This is a genomic window from Nitrospirillum goiasense, from assembly GCF_034427435.1.
Classification (GTDB): domain Bacteria; phylum Pseudomonadota; class Alphaproteobacteria; order Azospirillales; family Azospirillaceae; genus Nitrospirillum.
On the sequence record NZ_JAXQNP010000003.1, the window covers coordinates 568192 to 592812 of the forward strand.

At 69.6% G+C, this 24621-nt stretch carries 19 protein-coding genes and 1 riboswitch; of the genes, 11 read left to right on the forward strand and 8 right to left on the reverse strand.

Translation table 11 applies throughout. The features are described 5' to 3' along the window. Positions 1-73 precede the first annotated feature (73 nt). The 6 genes from ULB03_RS16915 to thiC all read left to right on the forward strand — a co-directional run bounded on the left by ULB03_RS16915 (position 74) and on the right by thiC (position 8159). Positions 74-1288 carry a molybdopterin-dependent oxidoreductase gene (locus ULB03_RS16915; protein WP_322484299.1) on the forward strand — a complete coding sequence of 405 codons (1215 nt, stop codon included), beginning with the start codon at positions 74-76 and terminating at the stop codon, positions 1286-1288. 16 nt (positions 1289-1304) lie between these two features. After that, positions 1305-1658, forward strand: coding sequence for a hypothetical protein (locus ULB03_RS16920; protein ID WP_322484300.1), 354 nt, complete (start codon positions 1305-1307; stop codon positions 1656-1658). Between the two features lie 88 nt (positions 1659-1746). After that, positions 1747-3072 carry a lysozyme inhibitor LprI family protein gene (locus tag ULB03_RS16925; protein WP_322484301.1) on the forward strand — a complete coding sequence of 442 codons (1326 nt, stop codon included), beginning with the start codon at positions 1747-1749 and terminating at the stop codon, positions 3070-3072. Between the two features lie 82 nt (positions 3073-3154). After that, positions 3155-4525, forward strand: coding sequence for a lysozyme inhibitor LprI family protein (locus ULB03_RS16930; RefSeq protein WP_322484302.1), 1371 nt, complete (start codon positions 3155-3157; stop codon positions 4523-4525). A gap of 50 nt (positions 4526-4575) precedes the next feature. Beyond that, positions 4576-5937, forward strand: a complete 1362-nt coding sequence (locus ULB03_RS16935; protein WP_322484303.1) for a lysozyme inhibitor LprI family protein — start codon at positions 4576-4578, stop codon at positions 5935-5937. 82 nt (positions 5938-6019) lie between these two features. After that, positions 6020-6130, forward strand: a riboswitch (TPP riboswitch). A gap of 172 nt (positions 6131-6302) precedes the next feature. Continuing rightward, positions 6303-8159: a phosphomethylpyrimidine synthase ThiC gene (gene thiC / locus ULB03_RS16940; RefSeq protein WP_322484304.1), complete on the forward strand. Its 1857-nt coding sequence runs from the start codon at positions 6303-6305 to the stop codon at positions 8157-8159. A gap of 95 nt (positions 8160-8254) precedes the next feature. Here thiC and ULB03_RS16945 read toward each other — a convergent pair whose 3' ends face one another. Next, positions 8255-8917 carry a TetR/AcrR family transcriptional regulator gene (locus ULB03_RS16945; RefSeq protein ID WP_322484305.1) on the reverse strand — a complete coding sequence of 221 codons (663 nt, stop codon included), beginning with the start codon at positions 8915-8917 and terminating at the stop codon, positions 8255-8257. An 81-nt stretch (positions 8918-8998) separates the two neighbouring features. Here ULB03_RS16945 and ULB03_RS16950 point away from each other — a divergent pair, with 81 nt between their 5' ends. Further along, entirely contained in the window at positions 8999-10150 is a 1152-nt protein-coding gene (locus tag ULB03_RS16950; RefSeq protein ID WP_322484306.1) for an FAD-dependent oxidoreductase, read from the forward strand. Here the strand turns inward: ULB03_RS16950 and ULB03_RS16955 are convergent. Genes ULB03_RS16955 through ULB03_RS16970 form a run of 4 tightly spaced genes read right to left on the reverse strand, consistent with a single transcriptional unit; the run spans position 10136 to position 14310 of the window. Further along, a complete protein-coding gene (locus ULB03_RS16955) occupies positions 10136-11284 on the reverse strand; it encodes a glycoside hydrolase family 99-like domain-containing protein (RefSeq protein WP_322484307.1) in 1149 nt (382 codons plus the stop codon). The two genes, ULB03_RS16950 and ULB03_RS16955, sit on opposite strands and share 15 nt — an antisense overlap. Beyond that, positions 11281-12780 (reverse strand): glycosyltransferase family 9 protein, encoded by a 1500-nt coding sequence (locus ULB03_RS16960; RefSeq protein WP_322484308.1) that lies wholly within the window; start codon positions 12778-12780, stop codon positions 11281-11283. Before ULB03_RS16960 ends, ULB03_RS16955 begins: the two co-directional genes overlap by 4 nt. A gap of 16 nt (positions 12781-12796) precedes the next feature. Then, complete coding sequence (locus tag ULB03_RS16965; RefSeq protein ID WP_322484309.1) at positions 12797-12925, reverse strand: hypothetical protein; 129 nt, start codon at positions 12923-12925, stop codon at positions 12797-12799. Then, entirely contained in the window at positions 12919-14310 is a 1392-nt protein-coding gene (locus tag ULB03_RS16970) for a hypothetical protein (RefSeq protein ID WP_322484310.1), read from the reverse strand. Before ULB03_RS16970 ends, ULB03_RS16965 begins: the two co-directional genes overlap by 7 nt. Positions 14311-14547: 237 nt before the next feature. Here ULB03_RS16970 and ULB03_RS16975 point away from each other — a divergent pair, with 237 nt between their 5' ends. Continuing rightward, entirely contained in the window at positions 14548-16443 is a 1896-nt protein-coding gene (locus ULB03_RS16975; protein ID WP_322484311.1) for a tetratricopeptide repeat protein, read from the forward strand. A 10-nt stretch (positions 16444-16453) separates the two neighbouring features. Here ULB03_RS16975 and ULB03_RS16980 read toward each other — a convergent pair whose 3' ends face one another. Both ULB03_RS16980 and ULB03_RS16985 read right to left on the reverse strand, forming a co-directional pair. Continuing rightward, the gene (locus tag ULB03_RS16980; protein WP_322484312.1) at positions 16454-16960 is read right to left on the reverse strand and encodes a TIGR00645 family protein; all 507 of its coding nucleotides are present in this window, start codon (positions 16958-16960) and stop codon (positions 16454-16456) included. Positions 16961-17090: 130 nt separating this feature from the next. Then, positions 17091-17840, reverse strand: a complete 750-nt coding sequence (locus ULB03_RS16985) for an EF-hand domain-containing protein (RefSeq protein WP_322484313.1) — start codon at positions 17838-17840, stop codon at positions 17091-17093. 424 nt (positions 17841-18264) lie between these two features. Between ULB03_RS16985 and ULB03_RS16990 the strand changes: the two genes are divergently transcribed. The 3 genes from ULB03_RS16990 to ULB03_RS17000 all read left to right on the forward strand — a co-directional run bounded on the left by ULB03_RS16990 (position 18265) and on the right by ULB03_RS17000 (position 20851). Continuing rightward, entirely contained in the window at positions 18265-19221 is a 957-nt protein-coding gene (locus ULB03_RS16990) for an MlaA family lipoprotein (RefSeq protein ID WP_322484314.1), read from the forward strand. Between the two features lie 187 nt (positions 19222-19408). Beyond that, positions 19409-19942 carry a MarR family winged helix-turn-helix transcriptional regulator gene (locus ULB03_RS16995; protein WP_322484315.1) on the forward strand — a complete coding sequence of 178 codons (534 nt, stop codon included), beginning with the start codon at positions 19409-19411 and terminating at the stop codon, positions 19940-19942. A gap of 342 nt (positions 19943-20284) precedes the next feature. Further along, complete coding sequence (locus ULB03_RS17000; RefSeq protein ID WP_322484316.1) at positions 20285-20851, forward strand: hypothetical protein; 567 nt, start codon at positions 20285-20287, stop codon at positions 20849-20851. A 221-nt stretch (positions 20852-21072) separates the two neighbouring features. Here ULB03_RS17000 and dnaE read toward each other — a convergent pair whose 3' ends face one another. Further along, positions 21073-24567, reverse strand: a complete 3495-nt coding sequence (gene dnaE / locus ULB03_RS17005; protein ID WP_322484317.1) for a DNA polymerase III subunit alpha — start codon at positions 24565-24567, stop codon at positions 21073-21075. Positions 24568-24621: the final 54 nt, after the last annotated feature.

Here is a 24621-nt window from a genome sequence, read left to right on the forward strand (position 1 = left end):
CTCAATAGGGCCAGCGGCCAGGCCGGAACCGATGGTTCCGGCCTGGCGCCACCCAATTGAGGAGGTCGGGACCATGGGCCAGGGCTATCGGTTCCCCCTGATCGGCAGACGGGGATTCATCGCGGGCGCGGCGGCCCTTGGGGCGCTGCCGGCTTCACGGGGCGCGCTGGGCGCCCTTGCCCAAGACGCGGGCGACACCGTCTTCACCACCGCCTTCCCGCAAAAGGGGCGGATGATCCTGCAACGGACCCGCCCGCCCCTGCTGGAAACGCCGTTCGAGGTGTTCGACCAGGGCGTCTTCACCCCCAACGACCGTTTCTTCGTGCGCTGGCACTGGGCGGGCATCCCCGAGCAGGTGGACGTGGCCACCTTCACCTTGAAGGTGCATGGCCATGTGGACCGGCCCCTGACACTGGGCCTGGGGGAGCTGCTGGCCATGCCGCGGCTCGAGTACGCGGCGGTCAACCAATGCTCCGGCAATTCGCGCAGCCTGTTCACCCCCCGCGTCGCCGGGGCGCAGTGGCGGCACGGGGCCATGGGCAACGCCCGCTGGGTGGGCGTGCCGCTGAAGGCCGTGCTGGACCGGGCCGGCGTCAAGGCCGGCGCCGTGGCGATCCGCGCCCGGGGCTTGGATGAACCGGTAGTGCCCGACGCCCCGGCCTTCGGCAAGTCCCTGGCCATCGACCACGCGCGGGATGGCGAGGTCATGATCGCCTTCCAGATGAATGGCGAGCAGTTGCCCCTGCTGAACGGCTTCCCCCTGCGGCTGGTGGTGCCGGGCTGGTATTCGACCTACTGGGTCAAGATGCTGTGCGATATCGAGGTGCTGGCCACCGCCGACGACCAATACTGGACCAAGACCGCCTACCGCATTCCCGACACGCCGCACGCGTCGGTGACGCCAGGGGAAACCGGCTACGCCCAGGTTCCCATCAACCGCATGGTGCCGCGCTCCTTCATCACCAACCTGGAGGACGGCGCGCGGGTGGCGGCGGGCAAGCCCCTGGCCCTGCGCGGCCTGGCCTTCGGCGGCGACCAAGGGGTGGCGGCGGTGGAGGTATCGGCCGACGGCGGCGCCACCTGGCGCGGGGCGCACCTGGGCCGGGACGAGGGGCGCTACAGCTTCCGCCAATGGCACCTCACCGCCCCCGGCCCGGCCGCGGGCCCGGTGCGGCTGATGGTCCGCTGCACCAACACCGCCGGGGAAACCCAACCCCTGGAGGCCAACTGGAACCCCAACGGCTTCATGCGCAACGTGGTCGAGACGACCACGCTGACGGCCGCCTGACGGAGGAGGTCGCACCATGACCCGCGCCTGGATTCTTCTGGCCATCGCCACCGCCAGCCTCGCCCCCGCCAGCCTCGCCACGCCGGCCCTCGCCGCCCCGAAGAGCAGCACGGTGACCGGGCCCGGCGGCATCACCCTGCGGTCCGTGACCGTGGACCTGCCCCAGTCGGACCGGGAGTTCCCCGGCGCCGACGCGGCGGCCATCAACAACAACTGCCTGACCTGCCATTCGGCGGGCATGGTGTTGAGGCAGCCCCCCTTCCCACGGGAAAAGTGGGCGGAAATCGTGAACAAGATGATCCAGACCTACAAGGCGCCCATCGACGCCGGCGACGTCCCGGCCATCGTCGACTATCTGGCGAAGCGATAGGGCGCGCGGGCCCAACGATCCTGTGGCATTCGCGGGCGTTATGCCTGATCTTGTCGGCCCCGCCGACGACGCAGCTTAAGCCAGTCCCGTGATCCGACACCGTGTTTTGCCCGCCATCGCCGCCCTCTTGCTGGCGCCACCGGCCCTGGCGGCCTCTTCCTGCGCCACGGCAGGCAAGCCCACGGACCGCATGATCTGCGCCATCCCGGCCTTGCGGGCCGAGGATGCGGAGATCACGCGCCTGTACACGCTGGCCGTGGCCAAGGCGGGGGCGCACGCGTCCGCCGTGATCGCCGAGCAGGCGCGCTGGCTGGCGACGCGCGACCGGCTATGCGGCGACCTCGCCCCCGCGGATGACGAGCGCGCGCGCACCTGCCTGGCGCGCGCCCTGCCCCTGCGCCGCGCCGCCCTGGCCGTGCAGGCGGCCAAGCCGGACCAGCCCTTCTGCGAGCGCGCCGCCGCCACCCTGGCCGACGCGCGCGGGCTGGATGGCGGCCCGCCCGTGGGCGACCTGGATGAGCAGCTCATCGGCGCCGGCCTGCTGACCCCGGCGCCGGAGCAGGAACTGACCCAGGCGTGGCGCGACCGCCTGCCGCCCGAGGCGACCCAGGACGCGGGCGACCAGATGGCCGTGGTGCCCTTCGGCCGCGCCCATGTGGCGGTGACGGCGCTGGACGACGCCGCCGCCTGCACCAGCTTCAGCGTCCATTGGCTGGACACGGCCGGCAACGGCGGCCCCGCCCTGCCGCCGCCCGAGGCGCGACCGGCGGACAAGCCGGCCTATTGCTGGTCGGAAAGCGCCGGCTTCGGCCTGGACGCAACCGGCGTCCCCGTCTTTTTCGCCCAGGATTCCGGGCCGAGCCGGCCCATGGCCCGCCCCACCCGGGCCGAGGTCCGCATCCACCCCGTGCATCGCGACCGCTGGGGCGCGGCCTGCCGCGTCGAGGCGACCTACCAGACCGAGTTCCGGCTGGGCGACGGCCGCTGCGCCGCCGACGCCGCCACCTGCAAGGCGCTGACCGAGGCGGCCCCGCGCTGGGCCACCGCCCTGGCCGCCAGCCCCTGGTCCATCGGCGCCGACCATCCGCCAGGACGCCCCGACTATCCCGCCCTGGACGGCCTGGCCCCCTATGCCGGCCCCTTCGTCCCCGCCTTCCTGACCATTCCCAGCGTCAAGGGCTGGACCTATACCGGCCTGCCCAATTTCGAGGAGGAGGCGCCCCTGCTGGCGTGGCACAGCCCAGGCGGCCCGCTGATCCTGCGCCTGTCGCCCGGCATGCTGAACTGGCGCCCCGGCCCCATCATCCTGGGCGCCTGGCGGCGCGAGGGCGCCGCCCTGGTCCCGGTGGCGGCCTACACCATCAACCAGGTGCGGGTGGGGGTGCCGACGGTGACGGTGGCGGCCCGGCCCTGACATCCGCCGCCGACATCCTCTGGCATTCCTGGCAGCGATGCTTAATTCTATCGGCACCCTCCACCGCCGGTTGCCTGCCACCGTGAACCGCCTTCCCGCCCTGACCGCAGCCGCTCTGCTTCTTTCCGGCATCGCCCACGCGGCCACCACCGGCCCCAGCTTCGATTGCACCGCCGCCGCCAAGCCGGCGGAGAAGGCCATCTGCGCCGATCCCAAGCTGGCCGCCTTGGATGTGGCGATCGCCGGCTTCTACAAGGAGGCCCTGGCCAAGGCCGGACCGGCGGCGGAAACCCTGAAGATCGAGCAGCGACGCTGGCTGCTGGGACGTGACGCCCTGTTCGTCAGGGATGGGCAGGTCCTGGACGCCAAGGCACAGAAAGGGGTGGCCCAAAACACCTTGCCCAAATGGCTGACCGCCCGCAGCACCGCCTTGTCCGTGCTGGCCGCCCAAAAGGCGCCACTGCCCCTTTGCGAGCGGGCCGCCGCCACCTTGCGTGTCCTGCGTAATGCCCATGGCAGCGTTCCAGACGGCACATTGAAGGACCGGTTGGAAGTGGCTGGCCTACTCTCTGAGCCAACACCGGAAAAGCCACTACCGTCCGAGCAAGTGGCGCAAATGTCCCGGATGGCCCACGAACTGCTTGATGAGGATGAGTCTGACGATGGTCGGGTCGACGCGTTCAGCAAGGAGTATGCTCTCGCCCAAATCAGCGTCGTGAGCAAGCCCTCGATGGCCTGCTCCAACTTCGTCGTCTTCCAGCGCGGGCCCGACGGCGCGGCCCGGGCGCTACCCCTGCTGACCGAGCCTGACGACAACTTCTGTGACTACGGGCTGAATGAAACCGGCTTCGACATGGTCACCCTAGCCGGCGATGCGGCCAGCCATCCGGCCCTGGTGATGTGGAACACCGAGAGCCTGAGCATCCACCAGGCCCAGGGCGCGCAATGGGGCGACGCCTGCGACATCGACGTCACCTACGCCAAGGACTACTTCCTGAGGGAGTCCGCCTGTGACGCGGATGGGGCGACCTGCCAGGCGCTCAAAAGCCATGTGCTGGAATGGTCCCGCATCTTCGGCGGCCCGGAACCGGACACCCACGGCCCTGGGCCGGGATATCGTTTCCCCGGCCTGGAGAACACGACCATCGAGGTGGACGAAACGGTGATGCATAACCCGGTCCTGAACGCCTTTCCCAGCCTGGAAGGCTGGTCCTACTCCCAGGTCGAGGGTGGTCCCCACTATTTGTGGCGTGGGCCGAAGGAAGCGATGGTGGTCGGTATCAACGCGCTGTCCACCTCTCACGGGGACCCGCTGCATGATTTCATGATCAGCGTCTGGCGGAAGAAGGGTGAAAAGTGGGTGCCGGCCGCCGCCTTCATCACCAGCCCCGAGAACGTCGGCACGCCGACGGTACAGGCCACCGTTACCCCGGCAGAGACCGGCAAGCCATAATACGCCCACCTCACGCCCCGCATTTGTTTCACTCCCCGGATCGCCTGATCGTGCCCCATCTGCCCCGTCCGCTCGCCATCATTACCCTGCTACTGTGGGCCGGCACCGCCCTTGCCGGCACCCCCACCCCCAGCTTCAACTGCGCCGACGCCAAGTCCCTGACGGAGCAGGCGATCTGCGCCGATCCGGCGCTGGCGGCTATGGATGCGGACATCGCGCGGCTTTACAAACAGGCCCTGGCCAAGGCAGGCCGGGATGCAGAGGCCATCCGGGCGGAGGAGCGCCGCTGGCTGGCCTACCGCAACCAGAGCTGCGACAAGACCTCCACCCCGCCCCTGCCAGAAGACTGGGTGCGCAAGGAAACACAGGCCTGCCTGGCGAAGACCCTGCCCTTCCGCCGAGCTGCCCTGTCCGTTCTGGCGGACGGCACGCCCTTCGCCCCCTTCTGCCAGCGGGTAGCCGCCACCCTGGGCGCTGCGCGCATGCCCGACGGCGCCCCACCGGGGGACAACCTGAGCGACCAGGCGATCAAGGCCGGCCTGGTGCATGCCGCCACCGATAACCAGGAGTTGACCCCCGTCTGGAACCGCCGCCTGGCCCCATACCTGAACAAGATAACCAACGGCCAGATCGACCTACACCGCTTCGGCACGCCCCCCGCCTACATGGTACTGTCGACCGTGGGTGGTTCCATGAGTTGCCAGTACTTCGATTGGTTCAAGCTGAACGGTCCGGACGCCGTGGCGCCCCTGCCCCCACCCGAAAAGGCCGACGAAAGCAGCTATTGTCTGAACGCCGGGGCCTTATCCACCAGTGCCACGGCGGGCGAGATCAGCACGGGCGTCACCGGCACCGCCGCCTTCATCGTGAGTGAGAACCAAATCACTGCCGCCACCTTGCGCACCCACAGCCTGGTAAACGGCGCCTGGACCGACAGTTGCCAGGTCGCAGCCGAGTACAGCACAACCTATGAGGTAACCGAGGGCGGATGCACGGCCGACACCGCCCTATGCGATGCCCTGAAGGGCCAGCTGGCCGGCTGGGCCGCGATGGTGGAGAAGAGCGGGTGGAGCCAAGACGCCAGCGGACCAGGGGCACATAAAACCTTTCCCGCCCTGCCTGGCGTTGTCGCCGGTGGCCTGCCGCCGACAGGAACCCTGGAACTGGTGCCGGATATGGCGCAAGCCAGTTGGCCGCTGTTCGTCACCGAAGCCCCGCTGCTCACATGGCGAGGACCCGGCAAGTCCCTTACCCTGCGCCTGTCCCACGCTACCTTGGGCTGGCGGGAGGATACGACCTACATCTTGGGTGCCTGGCGCAATGTAGGTGACACGCTGACGCCCGTCGCCGGCTACGTCATCGCCCTGAAGCGCACAGGCGTGCCTGTGGTTAAGGTCACGCCGCAGCCCTGACCGCGTAGCCGGGGGCATCATTCCCCCACCTCCCCATTTTCCCGCCCATTGACACCCGTGCCTTCGGGCGCGCACAGTGCAGCCTTCGTTCCAGGGGTGCGCCGGAGGGCGCTGAGATCCGCGGAGAGACGCGGGGACCCTTTGAACCTGATCCGGATCGTACCGGCGTAGGGATGGGAACAGGGGCCTTCGCGTATCCACCCGCCATTGGGGACCACACGCGCATCCGCCCTGTAGGCCGCGAACCGCAAGCGGCCGCCTTCCTCCTCCCCACCGTCGTTGCCCCGGGTTGGCGACATGTGACGTGCCGGACGCATCAACGGCCAGAGAGCCAAGGGCGCCGGACTACGGAGGAGCACGACCCTATGCCCGATACCCTGACCCCGGCCGCGATTCCGGGAGGCGACGGCTTCGCCGTCACCACCGGGCCCCTGCCCGCCTCTCGCAAGGTCCACATCCCGGGCACCCTGCACCCCGACCTGCGCGTGGCCATGCGCGAGATCGACCTGTCGCCCAGCGCCAATGAGCCGCCGGTGCGCGTCTACGACCCGTCCGGCCCCTACACCGACCCGGCCGTGACCACCGACATCCGCCAAGGCCTGGCCGAGCTGCGCCGCGCCTGGATCGAGGGCCGGGGCGATGTGGAGCGCTATGAGGGCCGCGCCATCAAGGCGGTGGACAATGGATTGAAGGAGGGCGAGAGCAGCCCCGTGCCGGTGTTCGACCGCGCCGGCCGCCTGCCCCTGCGCGCCAAGGATGGCCGGGCTGTCACCCAGCTGGCCTACGCCCGCGCCGGCATCGTGACGCCGGAAATGGAATACGTCGCCATCCGCGAGAACCTGGGCCGCCAGGCGCTGAAGGAACAGCTGGAGCGGGACGGCGAGAGCTTCGGCGCCGCCATCCCGGACTTCGTGACCCCGGAGTTCGTGCGGGATGAGATCGCGCGCGGCCGCGCCATCATCCCCAACAACATCAACCACCCGGAATCGGAGCCGATGGCCATCGGCCGCAACTTCCTGGTCAAGATCAACGCCAACATCGGCAATTCCGCCGTCACCTCCAGCGTCGCGGAAGAGGTGGACAAGCTGGTGTGGGCCATCCGCTGGGGTGCGGACACGGTCATGGACCTGTCCACCGGCCGCAACATCCACACCATCCGCGAATGGATCATCCGCAACAGCCCCGTGCCCATCGGCACCGTGCCCATCTACCAGGCGCTGGAGAAGGTGAACGGCAAGGCCGAGGATCTGACGTGGGAGGTGTTCCGTGACACCCTGATCGAGCAGTGCGAACAGGGCGTGGACTATTTCACCATCCATGCCGGCGTGCGCCTGGCCCACATCCCCCTGACGGCTAAGCGCGTGACCGGCATCGTCTCGCGCGGCGGGTCCATCATGGCCAAGTGGTGCCTGGCGCATCACAAGGAGAATTTCCTCTACACCCGCTTTGAGGAAATCTGCCAGATCATGAAGGCCTATGACGTGGCCTTCTCGCTGGGCGACGGCCTGCGGCCCGGCAGCATCGCCGACGCCAACGACGCCGCCCAGTTCGCCGAGCTGAAGACCCTGGGCGAGCTGACGCAGATCGCCTGGAAGCATGACGTGCAGGTGATGATCGAGGGCCCGGGCCATGTGCCCATGCACAAGATCAAGGAGAACATGGACCTGCAGCTGAAGTGGTGCGGCGAGGCGCCGTTCTACACGCTGGGGCCCCTGACCACCGACATCGCCCCCGGCTACGACCACATCACCAGCGCCATCGGCGCCGCCCAGATCGGCTGGTTCGGCACCGCCATGCTCTGCTACGTGACGCCCAAGGAGCATCTGGGCCTGCCCGACCGCGACGACGTGAAGGTGGGTGTCGTCACCTACAAGATCGCGGCGCACGCGGCCGATCTCGCCAAGGGCCACCCCGCCGCCCGGCTGCGCGACGACGCCCTCAGCCGCGCCCGGTTCGAGTTCCGCTGGCGCGACCAGTTCAACCTGTCGCTGGACCCGGAAACGGCGGAGAAGTTCCACGACCAGACCCTGCCCGCCGACGGCGCCAAGCTGGCGCACTTCTGCAGCATGTGCGGGCCGAAGTTCTGCTCCATGAAGATCAGCCAGGAGGTGCGCGACCTGGCCGGGGTGGAGGGAAGCTTCGTCGAAGCCGAGAAGGGCATGGCCGAGATGTCGGAGGCCTTCCTGGCGCAGGGAGCTGAGATTTATCACTCCGCACCCTGATCCCCGCTTGGGATCCCCGCTTAGGATCCCCGCTTGGGTTCCCCGCTTGGGATCGCTGCTTGATCCCCGCCGGTTGCCACGCCGGCGGGGAATTTCTATCGCACCGTCCCGATACCGGCCAGGATCAGGTCGAGGCCGGCCAGGAACTGGTCGCGGTCGTCATGGTCCCGGAGCGGCCCCGCCAGTTGGCGGAGGAAAGGATACTCGGCGGCGTCCAACTGCGCCCAGCGCGCGGCGATGGTGGCCAGGGCGGCCGATCGGTCGGTGTCGGGGGCATGCAGGCGGGCGTTGGCCGCGTTCTGCCCGGCGACGCCGAAGATGTAGTTGACCAGCACGGACCAGGCGTCGAACCAGGCGGGCTGCGGCACGCCCAGGGCCATCAGACGGCCGCCTATCCCCTCGAATATCCGTAGCATCGCGGGCTGCCACGGCTCACGCGAGACTTGGGCGCCCACCCAGGGGTGCGCGTCGATGGCGTCGAACAGCCGCAGGGCCAAGGCCCGGATGCCCTGTCGGGGGTCCAGGTCCGGGGCCACGCCGTCCAGGGCCTGGGTGATGATCGTGCCCGTGGCCGCCGCCAACAGGTCGCCTTTGTCGGCGACATGCCAGTAGATCGCCCCGCTGCCCGTCGCCAGGCGGGCAGCCAGCGCGCGGAAGGTTAGCCCCCCCTCCCCCTCCGCATCGAGGAGCAGGATCGCGGCCGCCACGATCTTTTCCTTGGAAAGCGCGTCGCCGCGCCGGTCAGCCCGTTTCGTCATGCCGCCATCTTGACATTCATGGAACGGCGTTCCAATTGATATCGATGGAACGCCGTTCCAATGTCCTGAAAGGAACCCGTGATGACGCCACCCGTCACGATCGTCGGCGCCGGCCTGGGCGGCCTCACCCTCGCCCGCGTGTTGCATGTCCACGGCATCGCCGCGACCATTTATGAGGCGGAGGCATCGGCCGGCGCCCGGGCGCAGGGCGGCATGCTGGACATTCATGAACGGGACGGGCAGTGGGCGCTGAGGGCTGCCGGCCTGCTTGATCCCTTCCGCGCCCTGATCCATCCCGGCGGGGAGGCGTCGCGGGTGTTGGACCCCCAGGGCGCCGTGCTGATGGAACAGCCGGACGACGGCACGGGCGGGCGGCCCGAGGTGCTGCGGGGGGAGTTGCGGCGCCTGTTGATGGAAAGCCTGCCGGCGGGAACCATCCAGTGGGGCCGGAAGCTCACCGGCGTCGCGGCGCTGGGCGGCGGCCGGCACACGCTGACCTTCACCGACGGGTCCACCGCGACCACCCGGTTGCTGGTGGGGGCGGACGGCGCGTGGTCCAAGGTTCGCCCGCTGCTGTCGGACGCCACGCCCACCTATGTCGGGGCGGCCTTCATCGAAACCTATCTGTTCGACGCCGACACGCGCCACCCGGCGGCAGCACAGGCGGTAGGCAGCGGGGCGCTGTTCGCCATGACGCCGGGCCAGGGCATTTTCGCCCACCGCGAACCGGGCGGCACCCTGCACGCCTATATCGGCCTGAAGCGGCCGGCCGATTGGATCGCCGCCATTGATTTCAGCGACGCGGCCACGGCCAAGACGCGCATCGCGGCCGAGTTCGACGGCTGGGCGCCGGCCCTGACCGCGCTGATCACCCACAGCGACACGCCGCCGGTGCCGCGCCCCCTCCACACCCTGCCCAAGGGCCACCGTTGGGACCGCGTCCCGGGCGTCACGCTGCTGGGGGACGCCGCCCATCTGGCCCCGCCGGCCGGCGAGGGCGCCAACCTGGCCATGCTGGACGGCGCCGAGTTGGCACAGGCCACCGCGGCCCACCCGAGCGATACCGAGGCGGCGCTGGCCGCCTATGAAGCCATGATGTTCCCGCGCGGTGCGGCGGCGGCGGAACAGGCGCACCACATCCTGGAACTCTGCCTGGGCGACAGCGCCCCCTATGGCCTGCTTGACTTCTTCACCAGCGCCGCCTCACGGGGCGAACGGTCAGGCCGGCACTGACAGCCCCTCCTCGATCTGGCGGCACAGCGCCGCGATGGCGTCGTGATCCACCCCGGGTGACCGGCCGGGGGTGGGCTCGCCCACCCGGGTCAGGGCGACGTAGCCGCCCTGGCGGATACCGTTGGCGGTCTCATCCAGCACGGTGCTGCCGAACTGGGTGGTGGGCTCGATCTGGCTGCGCTGGCGCCAGTGGTTCCAGCTGTCGATGAACACCAGCCGCTCGGTCTCGGGGAAATGCTGGGCGACATAGGTCAGGGCCCCGGCCAGGAAGCGGCGGTAGAGCGTGGGGGACGTGCTGGCCAGCAGGGTGGCGCCGCCCTGGGGATGGTCGGGCCAGTCGGCATAGTCCAGCATCACGCGGGGCAGGACCTTGCCGCGGGACGGCCGGTCCACCATGCGGCTGTTCACGAAGTGGGCGTAGGTCATGATGGTGTCGTCGAACATGCCGCCATCGGCCTGCCCGGCTTCCGCCTGCAGCAAGGTGTAGCCGTTCAGCAGTTCCGCCGGCTTGCAGGAGCGCCACTGCGCCGGCCCGGGGTCCAGCAGGGCGTCGAACCCGGCGTCCAGCAGCCCGCCGCGCGCCTCCGCCGCCGTGGCCACCAGGTAAAGGCCGTCCAGGCCGGCGGCATCGGCCGCCCGGCGCAACAGGGCCACCGTGCCCGCCGGATCGGCCAGGCGGTAGGGCTCATTCACCACCAGGACCTGGCGCCCATCGGCCAGCAGCGGGCTGAACCCGGTGATGGCCGCCATGAGGGCGGCGGCGTCCGCCGCCGTCGCCGGGCCCGCCGGCGGAGTCCAGCGGAAGGCCAGGCCGAAATCGTCGTCGCACCAGGCGTCCAGGCACTCCGCCCCGGTCAGGTACTGGTCGCCGACACGGTGGCAGTCCAGGACGAACCCGCCGATGCCCGTGGCGCGCGCCACCGCCACCACCCGGCCGGCGCTGGCCGCATCCGCCAGGTCATAGCGGCCCAGCGCCTTGCCCGGCTGCAACAGGGGGCTGTGGTGGCGGCGGGCGGGATAGGCGTCCAGGGCCCGCGCCCAGGGATCGCCGCCGCCAACCGCCTGCCCCAGGGGGCCGGACTGGAAACGGGCGTCGAAAAAGGCCAGGACGCGCAGGCTCAGGGGCGGGATCATGCCGCGTCTCCTCTTTGCAGGACGGTGCCGCCGTACGCCTCCGCCGCCACCTCCAGGATGGCGGCCACCAGGTCGGCGGGTGGGGGATGGTTGTGGCACTCCGCCCCCTCATCCAGGGGGCACGCCTTGTAGCCGCCGCAGGGACCGCAGGGCAGCGCGGGCGGCGGCAGGCGATAGCCCAGGCGGCGGGGCGCGTCGGAATTGCCGGGGAAGGTGGGGCCGAACACCGCCACCGTGGGATGGCCCAGCACCTGGCTGGCGAAATGCAGGGGGAAGCTGTCGACGCTGAGGACGACGTGATGGTCGCGGATCAGGGCGGCCAGCCGGTCGGTGCTGCCCGCCGTGGCCGGAATGGCGCCCGCCGCCACCAGCTCCGCCGGCGCGTCCAACGCGGTGACGGCGCAGCCCAGCCGCGCCAGCGCCTGGACCAGCACCCGGGCCTGGCGCGCCGGATAGGCCTTCAGCGGCCATCCGCCCGAGAGCTGCATCAGCACGCGCAAGGGGGCCGGCGGCCGGGCGCAGCGGCTGTGCCCCAAGGGAAGCTGGGCCGCCGCCGCCCGGCCATACAGCGTGTCATCCAGGGTCGCCACCGGATCGCCCAAGGCGAAGCGCGCCTGGTCCACCAGGTTGAAGGGCGTCCGCGAATAGGTTTTGGAAAAGCGGCAATAGACCATGAAGGTGCCGGCCCGCGCCTGGGGATCGATATGGGCCAGGCTGTCCAGGTAATACCGCCCGTCCGAGACGCTGCCCGTGCGGCTGACGGGCGGGATGTCCAGCACGATGGGGTCCAGCCGATTGCCGCAGTCCCGGAAGATGTCCAGATAGGCGCGGCACACCACCTGGGCGCGGAAGGCCAGGCGCTGCGGCGGCACCAGGCGCGACGCCAGGCTGAAGAACAGCACATCGCCGGCGTGGTTGGGATGGTGGGCGGCGAAGGGCAGGTCGCGCCAATCGGGCCGCGACCGGATCAGCCGCACGGCGTCGGCGCACTGCGCCTGCCAGGCCGCCAGGTTGTCGCCCAGGATGTAACCCTGGGCCGTGGTCTTGGGCAGGGGCGCCAGCGGCTTTAGCGGCGTCTGGCGCCGGGGGACGATCTGCCCCGTCAGTTGCGACAGCAGTTGCGCGTCCGTCGCCGCCCGGTTGGCGGAGAGCAGGCAGAGGAAGCGGCCCAAGCCCTGGTCGAACAGGGCGCGTGGCAGGACGTAGGCGACGGGGAAGGTTTCCGCGTCCGTCAGCACTGCCGGACAGCGCAGCGTGTCACCGCCGCGCAGCAGGTCGGCCAACCGGGCGCCGCGCGAGGCCAGCAGGGGGTTGCTAACCACCACGGCGTCGGCCTGGGGCACGCGCGCCAGGGTGCGGCGCGCCACCTCCCAGACATAACGGCCGGGGGGTGAGGTGGCGCTGTCCAGCAATTCCCCCGGGGACAGCGGGCCCATGGAGAAACGGAAGTCGAACGCCTCCAGTCGTCCACCGGTGATCGCGATACCGCCCAGCATCGGTCCCCTCCCCCGTCTACGCGGCGTCGCCCAGGCCCGGCGCCACGCCGGTCCCGGCGCCGTAAACCTCCGCCGCCACATCCAGGATGGCGGCCACCAGCTGCGCGGGGCGCGGCTGGTTGGTGCAGTCCCGGATCATCAGCACGGGGCAATAGTCCAGGCAGCCGCAGGGACCGCAGGGCAAGGCGGGTGCCGGCAGGCGATACCCCGCGCGCCGGGGCGCGTCGGAATTGCCGGGCGCCGTGCAGCCGAAAATGGCCACAGTGGGATGGCCCAGAACCTGGCTGGCGAAATGCGGGGGAAACTGTCGACGCTGACGAAAACGTGATGGTCGGCCAGCAAGGCCTTCAGCGCCGCCGTGCTGCCGGCCGTGACGACCGTTGCGCCGTCCGCCGCGGCGTCGGGCAGGTCGATGACCGTCACGGCGCAGCCCAAATCGATGAGGGCGCGGATCAGCACGCGGCGATCCCGGGCCGGATAGGTCTTGAGGTCCCAGCCGCCGGTCAGCTGCATCAGCACCTTGAGCGGCGCGCCCGGGGCCAAAGGGGCTTCCCGACTTGCGGCGGTATGATGGGGGACCGGGGGCGGGCGGCCATAGAGCGTATCGGCGAAGGTGGCCACCGGGTCGCCCAGGCTGAACCGCGCATGGTCGATCAGGTTGAAAGGCGACTTGGCGTAGGCCTTGGAATAGCGGGAGAAGACGATGAAGGTCTCCTCCGCCACGCCGGGTGGCAGGTGGGCCAGGCTGTCGATGAAATACTGGCCATCGCCCACGTCGGTGTTGCGCGGCGCCGGCGGGATGTCCAGCACGATGGGCGCCAGCCGGTTGCCGCAATCGTGGAAGATATCCAGGTAGGCGCGGCACACCACCTGGCTTTGAAAGGCCAGGTGTTCATCCGGCACCAGGCGGGAGGCCAGGCTGAAGAACAGCACGTCGCCGGCATGGCCGGGATGGTGGGCGGCGAAGGGCAGGTCGCGCCAATCGTCACGCTTGCGCATCAGGGTGACGGCGTTGACGCACTGGACCAGCCAGGCCTCCAGATTGTCGCCCAGGACATAACCCTGGGGCGTGCTTTCCGGCAGGGTGCCGATGGCGCGGAGCGCAGTAGGCCGCCGGGGCACGAAGCCGCCCCCCGTCAGGCGTGACAGCAATTGGGCGTCGGCGGCGGAGCGGCTGACCGACAGCAGGCAGAGGAAGCGGCCCAGGCCTTCGTCCAGCAGCCGGCGCGGCAGGATGTAAGCGATGGGAAAGGTGCCCTCGTCCGTCAGCACCGCCGGGCAGGGCAAGGGCCCGCCCGCCAGCGCCAACTTGGCCAGACGTGCGCCCCGGATGGGCAGGATAGGATTGGAGACCACCACGGCGTCGGCGTCCGGGCAGGCGGCCAGGGTGCGGCGCGCCACCTCCCAGACATACCGCCCCGGTGGCGTGGTGGCGCTGTCCAGCATGTCGTTGGGCGTCAGCACGCCGCTGGAAAAGCGGAAGTCGAAGGACTCCACCCCGGACCCGGAGATCGCCAGACCGCTCAGCATCGCCGCCCCCACCATCGCTCGCCGGGGGCACCCACCCGGGAGCACTCCGCCCCGGCCCCGCCGGCGAAAATAAATTCAATTTTAGCTACACGGATGAGGACGCCAAAGCTGGCGCGGTATTTCCGCAAGGGGCGACCGCCGCCCCCGCCGGTGGTGGTCCCTCCCCTTTCTCGCCACACTGCAAGCATCGGGGGAATTGGGGGCAGCGACATGACGGCGGTATCCAAGGAACGATTGATGGTATCGCCGGAGCTGGCGGCCCTGTTCGGGCAGGCGCAGCATCATGACCGCGCCGGCCGCCTGGATGAGGCGGAACGGCTGTGCCGGACCATCCTGCGCCGCCTGCCCAACGAGACGGCCGTGCTGCACCTGCTGGGCGTCATCCTCTGCCGGACCGGGCGATTGGTGGAGGGGGCGGAGATGCTGGCCGGCGTGGCGGCGGCCCAGCCGGGCAACGTCGCGGCCCTGCGGGCCCTGGGCGACGCCTTCCATGCCCTGGGGCATCTGGCCGACAGCATCATCGTCTATCAGCGCATCCTGTTCCTGCAACCGGGCGACGCCGACGCCCACCTGCGCCTGGGCCTGTCGCGCCAGGGCCTGGGCGACTTGGCCGGCGCCATCGCCGCCTTCCGCATGGCGGCGGCGCTGGCCCCGGCGGATGCCGATATCCGCGTCACACTGGGCATGGCCTTGGAAGCGTCGGGCGACAAGGCCGCCGCCCTGGCGGCCTATGCCGACGCCATCCGCCGCGACGCCGACAACGCCGCCGCCTTCCTGGGCCTGGGCAACGTCCTGGCCGACCAGGCGCGGCGGGCGGAGGCCAAGGCGGCCTATGGCCGCGCCCTGCATCTGTATCCCGAATGGCCGGACGCCCTGACCAACCTGGGCCTGGTCCTGCAGACGGAGGACCAGCTGGAGCAGGCGCTGGCCCTGCATCGCCGGGCCGCGGCGCTGGCGCCCGACGTCGCCAACGTCCATGTCAACCTGGGCACGGCCCTGCAACTGGCGGGTCACGGCGCCGCGGCGGTGGAGAGTTACCGGCGGGCCGTCGCCCTGGCGCCCACGGACGCCACCTATCTGTCCAACCTGGGCCAGGCCCTGGCGGAACAGGGAAAGGTGGAAGAGGCGCTGGCCGTGCACGCGGCGGCGGCGGACCTGGCGCCGGACAACGGCGTCGTGCGCTTCAACCAGGCGCTGGCCTGGCTGCTGGCGGGGGACGACGCCCGGGGCTGGCCCGCCTATGGCTGGCGCTGGCGCGGCGGGGTGGAGGACTTGGCCGACCGGGGATTCACCGTGCCGGAATGGCAGGGGGAGGATCTCGCGGGCCGCACCCTGCTGGTACATGCCGAGCAGGGGCTGGGCGACACCCTGCAGTTCGCGCGTTTCCTGGCGCGCCTGCCGACAGGGGGCGCCAAAGGCGGACGCGTGGTGCTGGAGGTGCAGCCGCCGCTGCTGGCCCTGCTGCGCGCCGGCCTAGTGGGGATGACGGGGGTGGAGGTGACGGCGCGGGGCCGGCCCCTGCCCGCCGTCGACCTGCATGTGCCGCTGATGAGCCTGCCGGCGGTGCTGGGGGTGCGAAGTGCCGACGGCCTGGCAGCGCCGGCGCCCTATCTGGTGGCGGACCCGGACCGGACGCGTGCGTGGCGCGGCAGGTTGACCGCGGGGACGCTGAATGTGGGGCTGGCCTGGTCGGGCAATCCGGCGCACCGGGCCGACCGCCTGCGCAGCATCCCCCTGGCCGAGCTGGCGCGCCCCTTGGCCGCCGTGTCCGGCATGACGCTCTGGCCCGTGCAGACGGACCGGCGGCACGGGGATGAGGAAACGCTGGCGGCGCTGGGCATAGCCGACATCGCGCTGGACGGCTTCACCGACACGGCGGCGCTGCTGGCGGCGCTGGACCTGGTGATCACGGTGGATACGGCGGTGGCCCATCTGGCGGGGGCGCTGGGCCGGCCGGTGTGGCTGCTGCTGCCGTTCGCGCCCGACTGGCGCTGGCGCCTGGACCGCCAGGACACCCCCTGGTATCCCGCCACGCGCCTGTTCCGCCAGGAGCGGCAGGGCGACTGGGCGCCCGTCATCGACCAGGTGGCGGCCGCCCTCCGGGCACGCCGTCCCGAGGATCAGGCGGCGTGAAGCCCCTCCCTCAATGTTCCAGCTTGTGGGCCTTGGCCGTCAGGTAGTCCATCAGCGCCAGCAGCACACCGGACGCCACGAAGACCACATGGATGAGGGTCGACCACATCAGGTCACGGTCGCTGTAGTCGCCCACGCTCATAAAGGCGCGCAGCAACTGGATGCCGGAGATGGCGACGATGGAGGCGATCAGGCGCAGCTTCAGGCCGCCGAAGTCGACCTCCCCCATCCATTCCAGGCGGTCGGCATGGCTGGCGACGCTGATCTTGGAGACGAAGTTCTCATAGCCCGCGAAGATGACCATCAGCGCCAGGTTGGCGATCAGCGACAGGTCGATCAGGGACAGCAGGCCCAGGATGATCTCATGCGAGGTGGCGGTGAGCAGGTGGTTGACCAGCAGCCACAACTCATGGACGAAGCCCGCCAGCGGCAGCAGCAGGGCCACCACCAGGCCAAGGTAGAGGGGGGCAAGCAGCCAGCGGCTGGCGAACAGCACGCTTTCGATCCACCGGTCCATGAGTATCCTTCCGAGGAGCTGACCACCGTGAGGCGGCCAAAGGCATGATGGGGCCAAAGCCTTATCGGAAAGGACCTTAACCGATTCCGGCGGCCGATTTCGACCGCCTTCATCGGCTGACGCCGGACGGTCACATACCGCCCCGGCCCCCGCCCATGCCACCGCCGCCCATGCCGCCGCCCCCATGCCGGCCGCCACCCATGCCGCCACCGCCCCCACCGCGGCCGCCGCCGCCGGGCTCCTGCACCGTCAGGTCGACCTTCTCGATCTCCTCCAGCGTCAACTGGCCGTCGTGGTTGGCGTCGATGACCTCGAACAGGGCGCGGGCGTAGGCGCGGAACTCATCCCGGGTCACGCGGAAGTCCAGGTTGGTGTCGGCGGCCATGATGGGGTCGACCCCGCCCCGGCCCCCGCCCATGCCGCCGCCCCGGCCACCGGGGCCACCCGGGCCGCCATCGGGCGGCGCTCCATCCGGGCCGGCGCCTTCAGGATTGCCGTCAGGTCCACCACCAGGCCCACCCCGGGGCGGCCGGCCGTCCTGGCCCATCATCGCCATCCGGTCGGCGCGCCGCACCTTCTCCAGTTCCGTCACGTTCAGGGCGCCGTCGCCGTTCAGGTCGTAATGGGCGAACACGGCGTCGGCCTCCACCTGGAATTCATCCAGCGACAACTTGCCGTCCTGGTTGGTGTCCACCCGGATGAACCAGGCGCGCAAGGCCACCTTGGCCGCATCCTCCGACGTGGTGCGGCCCAGCGTCTGCCCCAGTGGGGTGGTGACGTTGTAGAAGGTCTTGTGGCTGGCGCACGCCGCCGTCAGCGCCAAGGCGCCCAGCAGAGCCGGACGAAGAAGGCGATGGCGGGGCGCGAGGGGGCGATGCATCGGGTGTCCCTTCATGTTGCGCGGAACGCGCGGTTTCGACGGTGCGGGGTGGTGGAGGTGGCGGGGTGGACCGCCGCCGGGCACAGCCGCGCAATCGGCTCTTTTACGCGCCCTGGCGCGCAAACTGTCGCAGTCTGGACCGTGAAAGCCGGTGGCGCCCAGCATGGTTGGCACCGCCCCGTTGGTAAACAACACTTTTACAACGCCCCCCAAATGACAAAGCCGCCATGCGCAAGCGGCAACGGGGCCGCAAATTTTCCCATTTGGGCCTGGCCGGCGCCCCGTTATGGTTGAGTTTGGACGGCGTGACAGGTTCTGGCCGTTCCATCCGTATGGAGTGTGGGCCCGCGTGCCCCGGCCAGACGGCGTCCCACCCCAGGCCAGTTCCGGCCGTTCCTATCCCGCTGCTGGAGGCATCCCCCCGATGCTGCGTCCCGGTTCCACCACCGTTCCGTCCGCCCCCCTGATCGCTCCGTTGGCCGCCCCTCGGGCCGCCCGGCCCCGCCGGCTGGGCCTGAAGGCCGCCGCCCTGGCGGGCCTCCTGGCGCTGCCCCTGCTGCTGCCGACTGGCGCCCGCGCGCAGGAAACGGCGGCGGCACCGGATGCCGGCCAGCCCACCGCGCCGGCGGCCGATGCCGGCGGCGGCGAGACCCGCACCGAGGTGGCCGAGGCCAAGACGGCCGAGGCGCGCGCCGCCATCGCCGCCGCCCAGGAGGAGGACGCCAACGACCCGCTGGAGGGGATGAACCGCGCCATCTTCTGGTTCAACGAAGGCGTGGACACGGTGTTGCTGCGCCCCGCCGCCAAGGTTTACCGCACCGTGGTGCCGGACTTCGCGCAGACGGGCATCCGCAACGTGCTGTGGAACCTGCGTTCCCCGCTGACGCTGGCCAACAAGTTGCTGCAAGGCGACTGGGAAGGCGCCGGTGTCGCCACCGAACGCTTCCTGATCAACTCGACCATCGGTCTGGGCGGGTTGATCGACGTGGCGGGCGACCACGGGCTGACTTACGAGTATGAGAGCTTCGACCAGACCCTGGCCGTCTGGGGCATGCCCGAAGGCTTCTACCTGGTGCTGCCCTTCTTGGGCCCGTCCACGCTGCGCGATGCCGTGGGCTTCGGCGTCGAGGCCTATGGCGACCCCGTGTCGCGCTACCTGAGCAACACCCACGACGACTGGGCCAGCTACACCCGGGCTGGCGTCTATGCCATCGACGTGCGCGCCCAGTACCTGGACGTGCTGGACGACATGAAGCGTAACAGCGTGGACTACTACGCCACCATGCGCTCGCTGTATCGTCAGCGGCAGAACAACTACATCCACAACGGCAAGGTGGATCCGGACCAGTTCCCGGCCATCCCGGACTACGACAGCAAGTAAGCCGGCCCCAAGCGCCGTCATTCTTCCCGCAAGGCCCGGTTCGCACCGCGAACCGGGCCTTGTGCATTCCGGCCTATGGTGACAAGGTCATTGTGATCACAAGCCTGGACGGGGTTCGGCCCCGTCCAGGCGTTCGTGGGAACAAGACCCCCCGAAGACGGGGTCGCGCATGAGAACAGGACCCACCATGCCCCCTTCCCGCCCGCAGCCGCTGGCTCAGCCGGTCAACGACCTGACCCTGGACATGGGCCCCAAGCTGGACATGGACCGCTATGTCCCGGCCTTTCTGAACTCCATCGCCAACAAGCTGTCCAGCGGCGCCTCGCGCCTCTATTTCAAGCACTTCGGCATCGGGGTGGTGGAATGGCGCATCATCGTCCACCTGGTGGCGGAGCCCTGGTGCACCGCCGCCCGCATCTGCCAGATCATCGGCATGGACAAGGCCGCCGTCAGCCGCAGCTATGCCCTGATGGAGGATCGCGGCCTGATCCAGTTCCGCCCGGCGGAGCCAAGGGGCCGCGAGGCCACGCTGACCGTGGCCGGCCGTGACCTGCATGACCGCATCCTGGTCATGGCGCTGGAGCGGGAACGGCGCCTGTTGGCGGACCTCAGCCCGCGCGAGGTCGACACCCTGATCAACCTGCTGGGCCGCCTGCAGGCCCGTATTCCCCATGTCAACGCCTATGACCCCGCGCCGGAGGACATCGGTCCGGCGGCCTGACCGCCGGGCCGCATTCGGCCCACCCGGCAAAGCCCATCCCTCTCCGCGACGCAATGGGCAGGTCCGGCCCGGCTTGTAACAAACAAGCCCCATCACCATCCAGATTCGGCCCAACGGTGGACACAATCCGGCGGCATCAATAACCGCAGGGCAGCTCACAGTATTCCCCCCGCCCGCACATTGAACCGCCAAGTTTCACCGATGGCGGATCCAGGTTCACGGCTTATGTCGCCGCCGCCCCTCGCCCCATCCCTTGCGGGAACCTTCCCCGTCCTTTTGGGGTTTGGGTGTCAGGCGGCGCGCCAACCCGGATCAGGCTGATCGAACACGAAGGAGATGGACATGCGGATGCACCTGCTTGCGGCCACGCTGTTGGCCACTGGTCTGATCGGCGGCACGGCCCTGGCCCAGACCGCGAACGACCCCAACGACACCACCATGGCCCCGCCCGAGGCCAATGCCCCGCCGCCTGCCCCCATGGGGGACGAGGGCGCCATCGGCCCCGCCACGACGACGACCACGTCGTCGTACAGCACCGAAAGCCACACCTATATCGTCCGGCCCCGGGGCATGCTCTCCACCGGCACCGGCAAGGTGAACACGGCCATGAAGCCTGGTGACACCGTGCCGAAGCCGGTCTGCCTGGAGGGCACCGAGCCCCGCGTGTGGACCGCCCCGGTGGTGTTCGGCATGCCGCAGGGCAAGGGCCGCCTGGAAGGCATCGACACCTGGGTTGAAAGCCAAGGTGGCCAGTGGGTCATCAAGTCGTCCATGCGCGCCGGCGAGGGCGACGCGCCCGTCAGCGACCAGGGCCAGGGCGGCTGGGTGCAGGTCAGCACCATGTGCGCCACACCCGGCATCCCGGATAGTGAACGGGCGGCCGGTAGCATGCAGGGCGCGATGAACTAATACGCCCGGCATTTGAACGTAACCGTTCAAATGCTCCCTCAGTCGCCGGGCGGCGGACATCCGTCCGCCTAGGCTTGTCCTCGCTGCGCCCTGCGGTGCTCGCTCCGGCGGCCCCAGTCGGGGCCTACAGCGGCACGAGTCACTATCTCGTGCCGCCTTACGCACCCGAGAGATAGCAAGGGGCGGCCTCCCATCCCGGGGGCCGCCCTTTTTGTTGTGGCTCAGATGTCCTGGACGTCGATCACGCCGGGGATGGAGCGCAGGGCGGAGCGGCTGGCGCTGCTGATCTGATAGGCCTGGGGCAGCACCAGCTCCACCTCCAGCCGCTCGACCTCCACCATCAGGTGGATCTTGCCCCGGCCCGCCGGCAGGCGCTTCAGCACCGTCTGCAGGCCTTCCACCGGCGTCTCATCCTTCAGGGTCACGCGCAGGCCGGACGCCACCTTGGCGACCTCATCCTCCAGCAACTGCACGCCACTGCCGGTCAGGCGCAGCTCCTCCCCGTTCTGCTGCACGTCCACCGTCATCAGCACGGCCTTGCCCGGCTCCAGATGCTCCCGCGCCGGGGCCAGCGCCTCGGAGAACAGCGTCACCTCATAAACGCCGGAGGCGTCCGACATGCCGATGAAGGCGAAGCGGTTGCCGCTCTTGGCCGTGCGCTCCTGGCGCGCCACGACGATGCCGGCCATGCGGAAGCGGGTGGAGCCGCCGCCGCGGGCGATGACCCCGGCCAAGTCGGCGAAGCGCACCACCTTCAGCTTGGCCAGCGGCGCGGCGAAGGCGTCCAGCGGGTGGGCCGACAGGTAGAAGCCGATGGCCTCGAACTCGTGCCGCAGCTTTTCCAGCGGCTCCCAATCCACCACGCGCGGCAGTTCCGGCGCCTTCAGGGGGGCGGAAGCGCCGAACAGGCTGTTCATGCCGCTCTCGCGCTCCGCCGCCTCGGCCTGGGCGTAGCGCAGCATGATTTCGATAGCGGAATGAACCTGGTGACGGTTGGGCACCAGGCTGTCGAAGGCGCCGGCGGCGGCCAAATTCTCCAGCTGGCGCTTGTTGATGACCTTGTTGTCCAGGCGGCGGGCGAAGTCGAACAGGTCGCGGTAGGGGCCGCCCGCGTCCCGCTCCGCCACCACCGCCGCCATGGCGGGGCCGCCCACGCCCTTCACCGCCGCCAGGGCGTAGCGCACGGCGCGCTCGCCGTTGGGCAGCTTCTCCACGCGGAAGATGTCGCCCGACCGGTTGATGTCCGGCGGCAGCAGCTTGATCTTCAGCCGGTCCAGTTCCTGGCGGAACTGGTTCAGCTTGTCGGTGTTGCCCAGATCCAGCGTCATCGACGCGGCCATGAACTCCACCGGGTAATTGGCCTTGAGATAGGCCGTCTGGTAGGCGACCAGGGCGTAGGCGGCGGCATGCGACTTGTTGAAGCCGTAGCCCGCGAACTTGTTCACCTGGTCGAAGATCAGGCCCGCCTGGTCCGCGTCCACCCCGCGCGCCGTGGCGCCGTCGACGAACTTGGAGCGCTCCTTCTCCATCTCCTCCTTAATTTTCTTGCCCATGGCGCGGCGCAGCAGGTCGGCGCCACCCAGGCTGTAGCCGGCCAGCACCTGGGCGATCTGCATCACTTGCTCCTGGTACACCATGATCCCGAAGGTCTCCTTCAGGATGGGCTCCAGCGAGGGATGCATGTAGTCGGGCTCCTCCTGCCCGTCCTTGACCTTGATGTACTTGGGGATGTTGTCCATCGGGCCCGGCCGGTACAGCGACACGAGCGCGATGATGTCCTCGATGCGGTTGGGCTTCATGCGGCGCAGCACGTCGCGCATGCCCGAACTTTCCAGCTGGAACACGCCAGACGCCTCGGCCCGGCCCAGCAGCCTGTAGGTCTTCTCGTCGTAGAGGTCGAGGTTCAGCAGGTCGAGGTCGGGATTGAGCGGCCGGATCAGTTCCACCGCCTTCTGCAACACCGTCAGGGTCTTCAGGCCCAGGAAGTCGAACTTCACCAGGCCAGCCAGTTCCACATACTTCATGTTGAACTGGGTGACCGGCATGTCCGACCGGGGATCGCGGTACAGCGGCACCAACTGGTCCAGCGGGCGGTCGCCGATCACCACGCCGGCGGCGTGGGTGGAGGCGTGGCGGTACAGGCCTTCCAGCTTCAGCGCCACGCCGATCAGGCGGTCCACCGTCTCATCCTGGCGGCGCATCTCCTGCAACAGCGGCTCGCCATCCAGGGCCTCTTGCAGGGTGACGGGATTGGCCGGGTTGTTGGGCACCATCTTGCAGATGCGGTCGACCTGGCCATAGGGCATCTGCAGCACGCGCCCCACATCGCGCAGCACAGCGCGGGCCTGCAGCTTACCGAAGGTGATGATCTGGGCCACGCGGTCGTGGCCATACTTGGCCTGGACGTAGCGGATGACCTCGTCACGGCGGTCCTGGCAGAAGTCCACGTCGAAGTCGGGCATGGACACGCGTTCGGGGTTCAGGAAACGCTCGAACAGCAGGCCGAAGCGGATGGGGTCCAGGTCGGTGATCAGCAGCGACCAGGCGACCAGGGAGCCGGCGCCCGAGCCACGGCCCGGCCCCACGGGGATGCCGTTGTCCTTCGCCCACTTGATGAAGTCCGACACGATCAGGAAGTAGCCGGGGAACTTCATGCGCTCGATGACGGACAGCTCGTAATCCAGGCGCTCGCGGTAGCGCTTCTCCGTGTCCGCCTTCTCCTCCTCCCCCATCTCCGCCGTGAAGACATAGCGGTTCAGGCGGAAGGTCAGGCCGTCATGGGCCTGGGCGCGCAGCTCCTCCGCCTCCGTCCGGCCTTCCACGGTGGGGAAGTTGGGCAGGATGGGATTGATCTTGCGCGGCATGTAGGCGCAGCGCTGGGCCACCACCACCGTGTTGTCCACCGCCTCCGGCAGGTCGGCGAACAACTCCCGCATCTCCTTCGCACTCTTGAAGTAGTGGTCGGGCGTCAGGCGGCGGCGGTCATCCTGCATGATGAAGGCGCCGTCGGCGATGCACAGCAGGGCGTCGTGCGCCTCGTACATGTCGGCGGTGGCGAAGTAGCAGTCGTTGGTGGCGACCAGCGGCAGGTCGTGGGCATAAGCCAGATCGACCAGCGCGCCCTCGATGCGCTGCTCCGCCCGGCCGATGGCCGTATCCTTGTCATGCCGCATCAGCTCGACATAGAGACGGCCCGGGAACAAGCGCTTCAGTTCCAGCAGCAGCTCGGTCGCGGCCGGCGCCTGGCCTTCCAGCAGCAGGCGCCCCACCCCGCCGTGGATGCCGCCGGTCAGGGCGATCAAGCCGTCGCTGTGGCCGTCCAGCGCCGCCACGGACACCTGGGGCTCCAGCCCCGGCTCCGTCTCCATGTACGCCTTGCTGATCAGTTCCATCAGGTTGGCGTAGCCCGTGGCGTTCTGCGCCAGCAGCACCAGCTGGTCGGCGCCGAAGGTGCCGGGGCGCTGCGGCCCGCGCGTCGTGGCGGCGGGACCCCAGCGGCCGATCCACATCTGACAGCCGACGATGGGCTGCACGCCCGCGTCCGACGCCGCCATGGCGAATTCCAGGCTGCCGAACAGGTTGCCGGTATCCGTCACCGCCACCGCCGGCATGGCGTTCTTGGTGCACAGCTTCACCAGCTCCTTCACCTTGATCGCCCCCTCGGACAGCGAATAGGCGGAGTGGGTGCGCAGGTGGATGAAGCCGGGATGGGACATGGGGGCGGAATGGTCCAGATAAGGGATCAGACAGGCAGTTTAGGGACGTGGCGA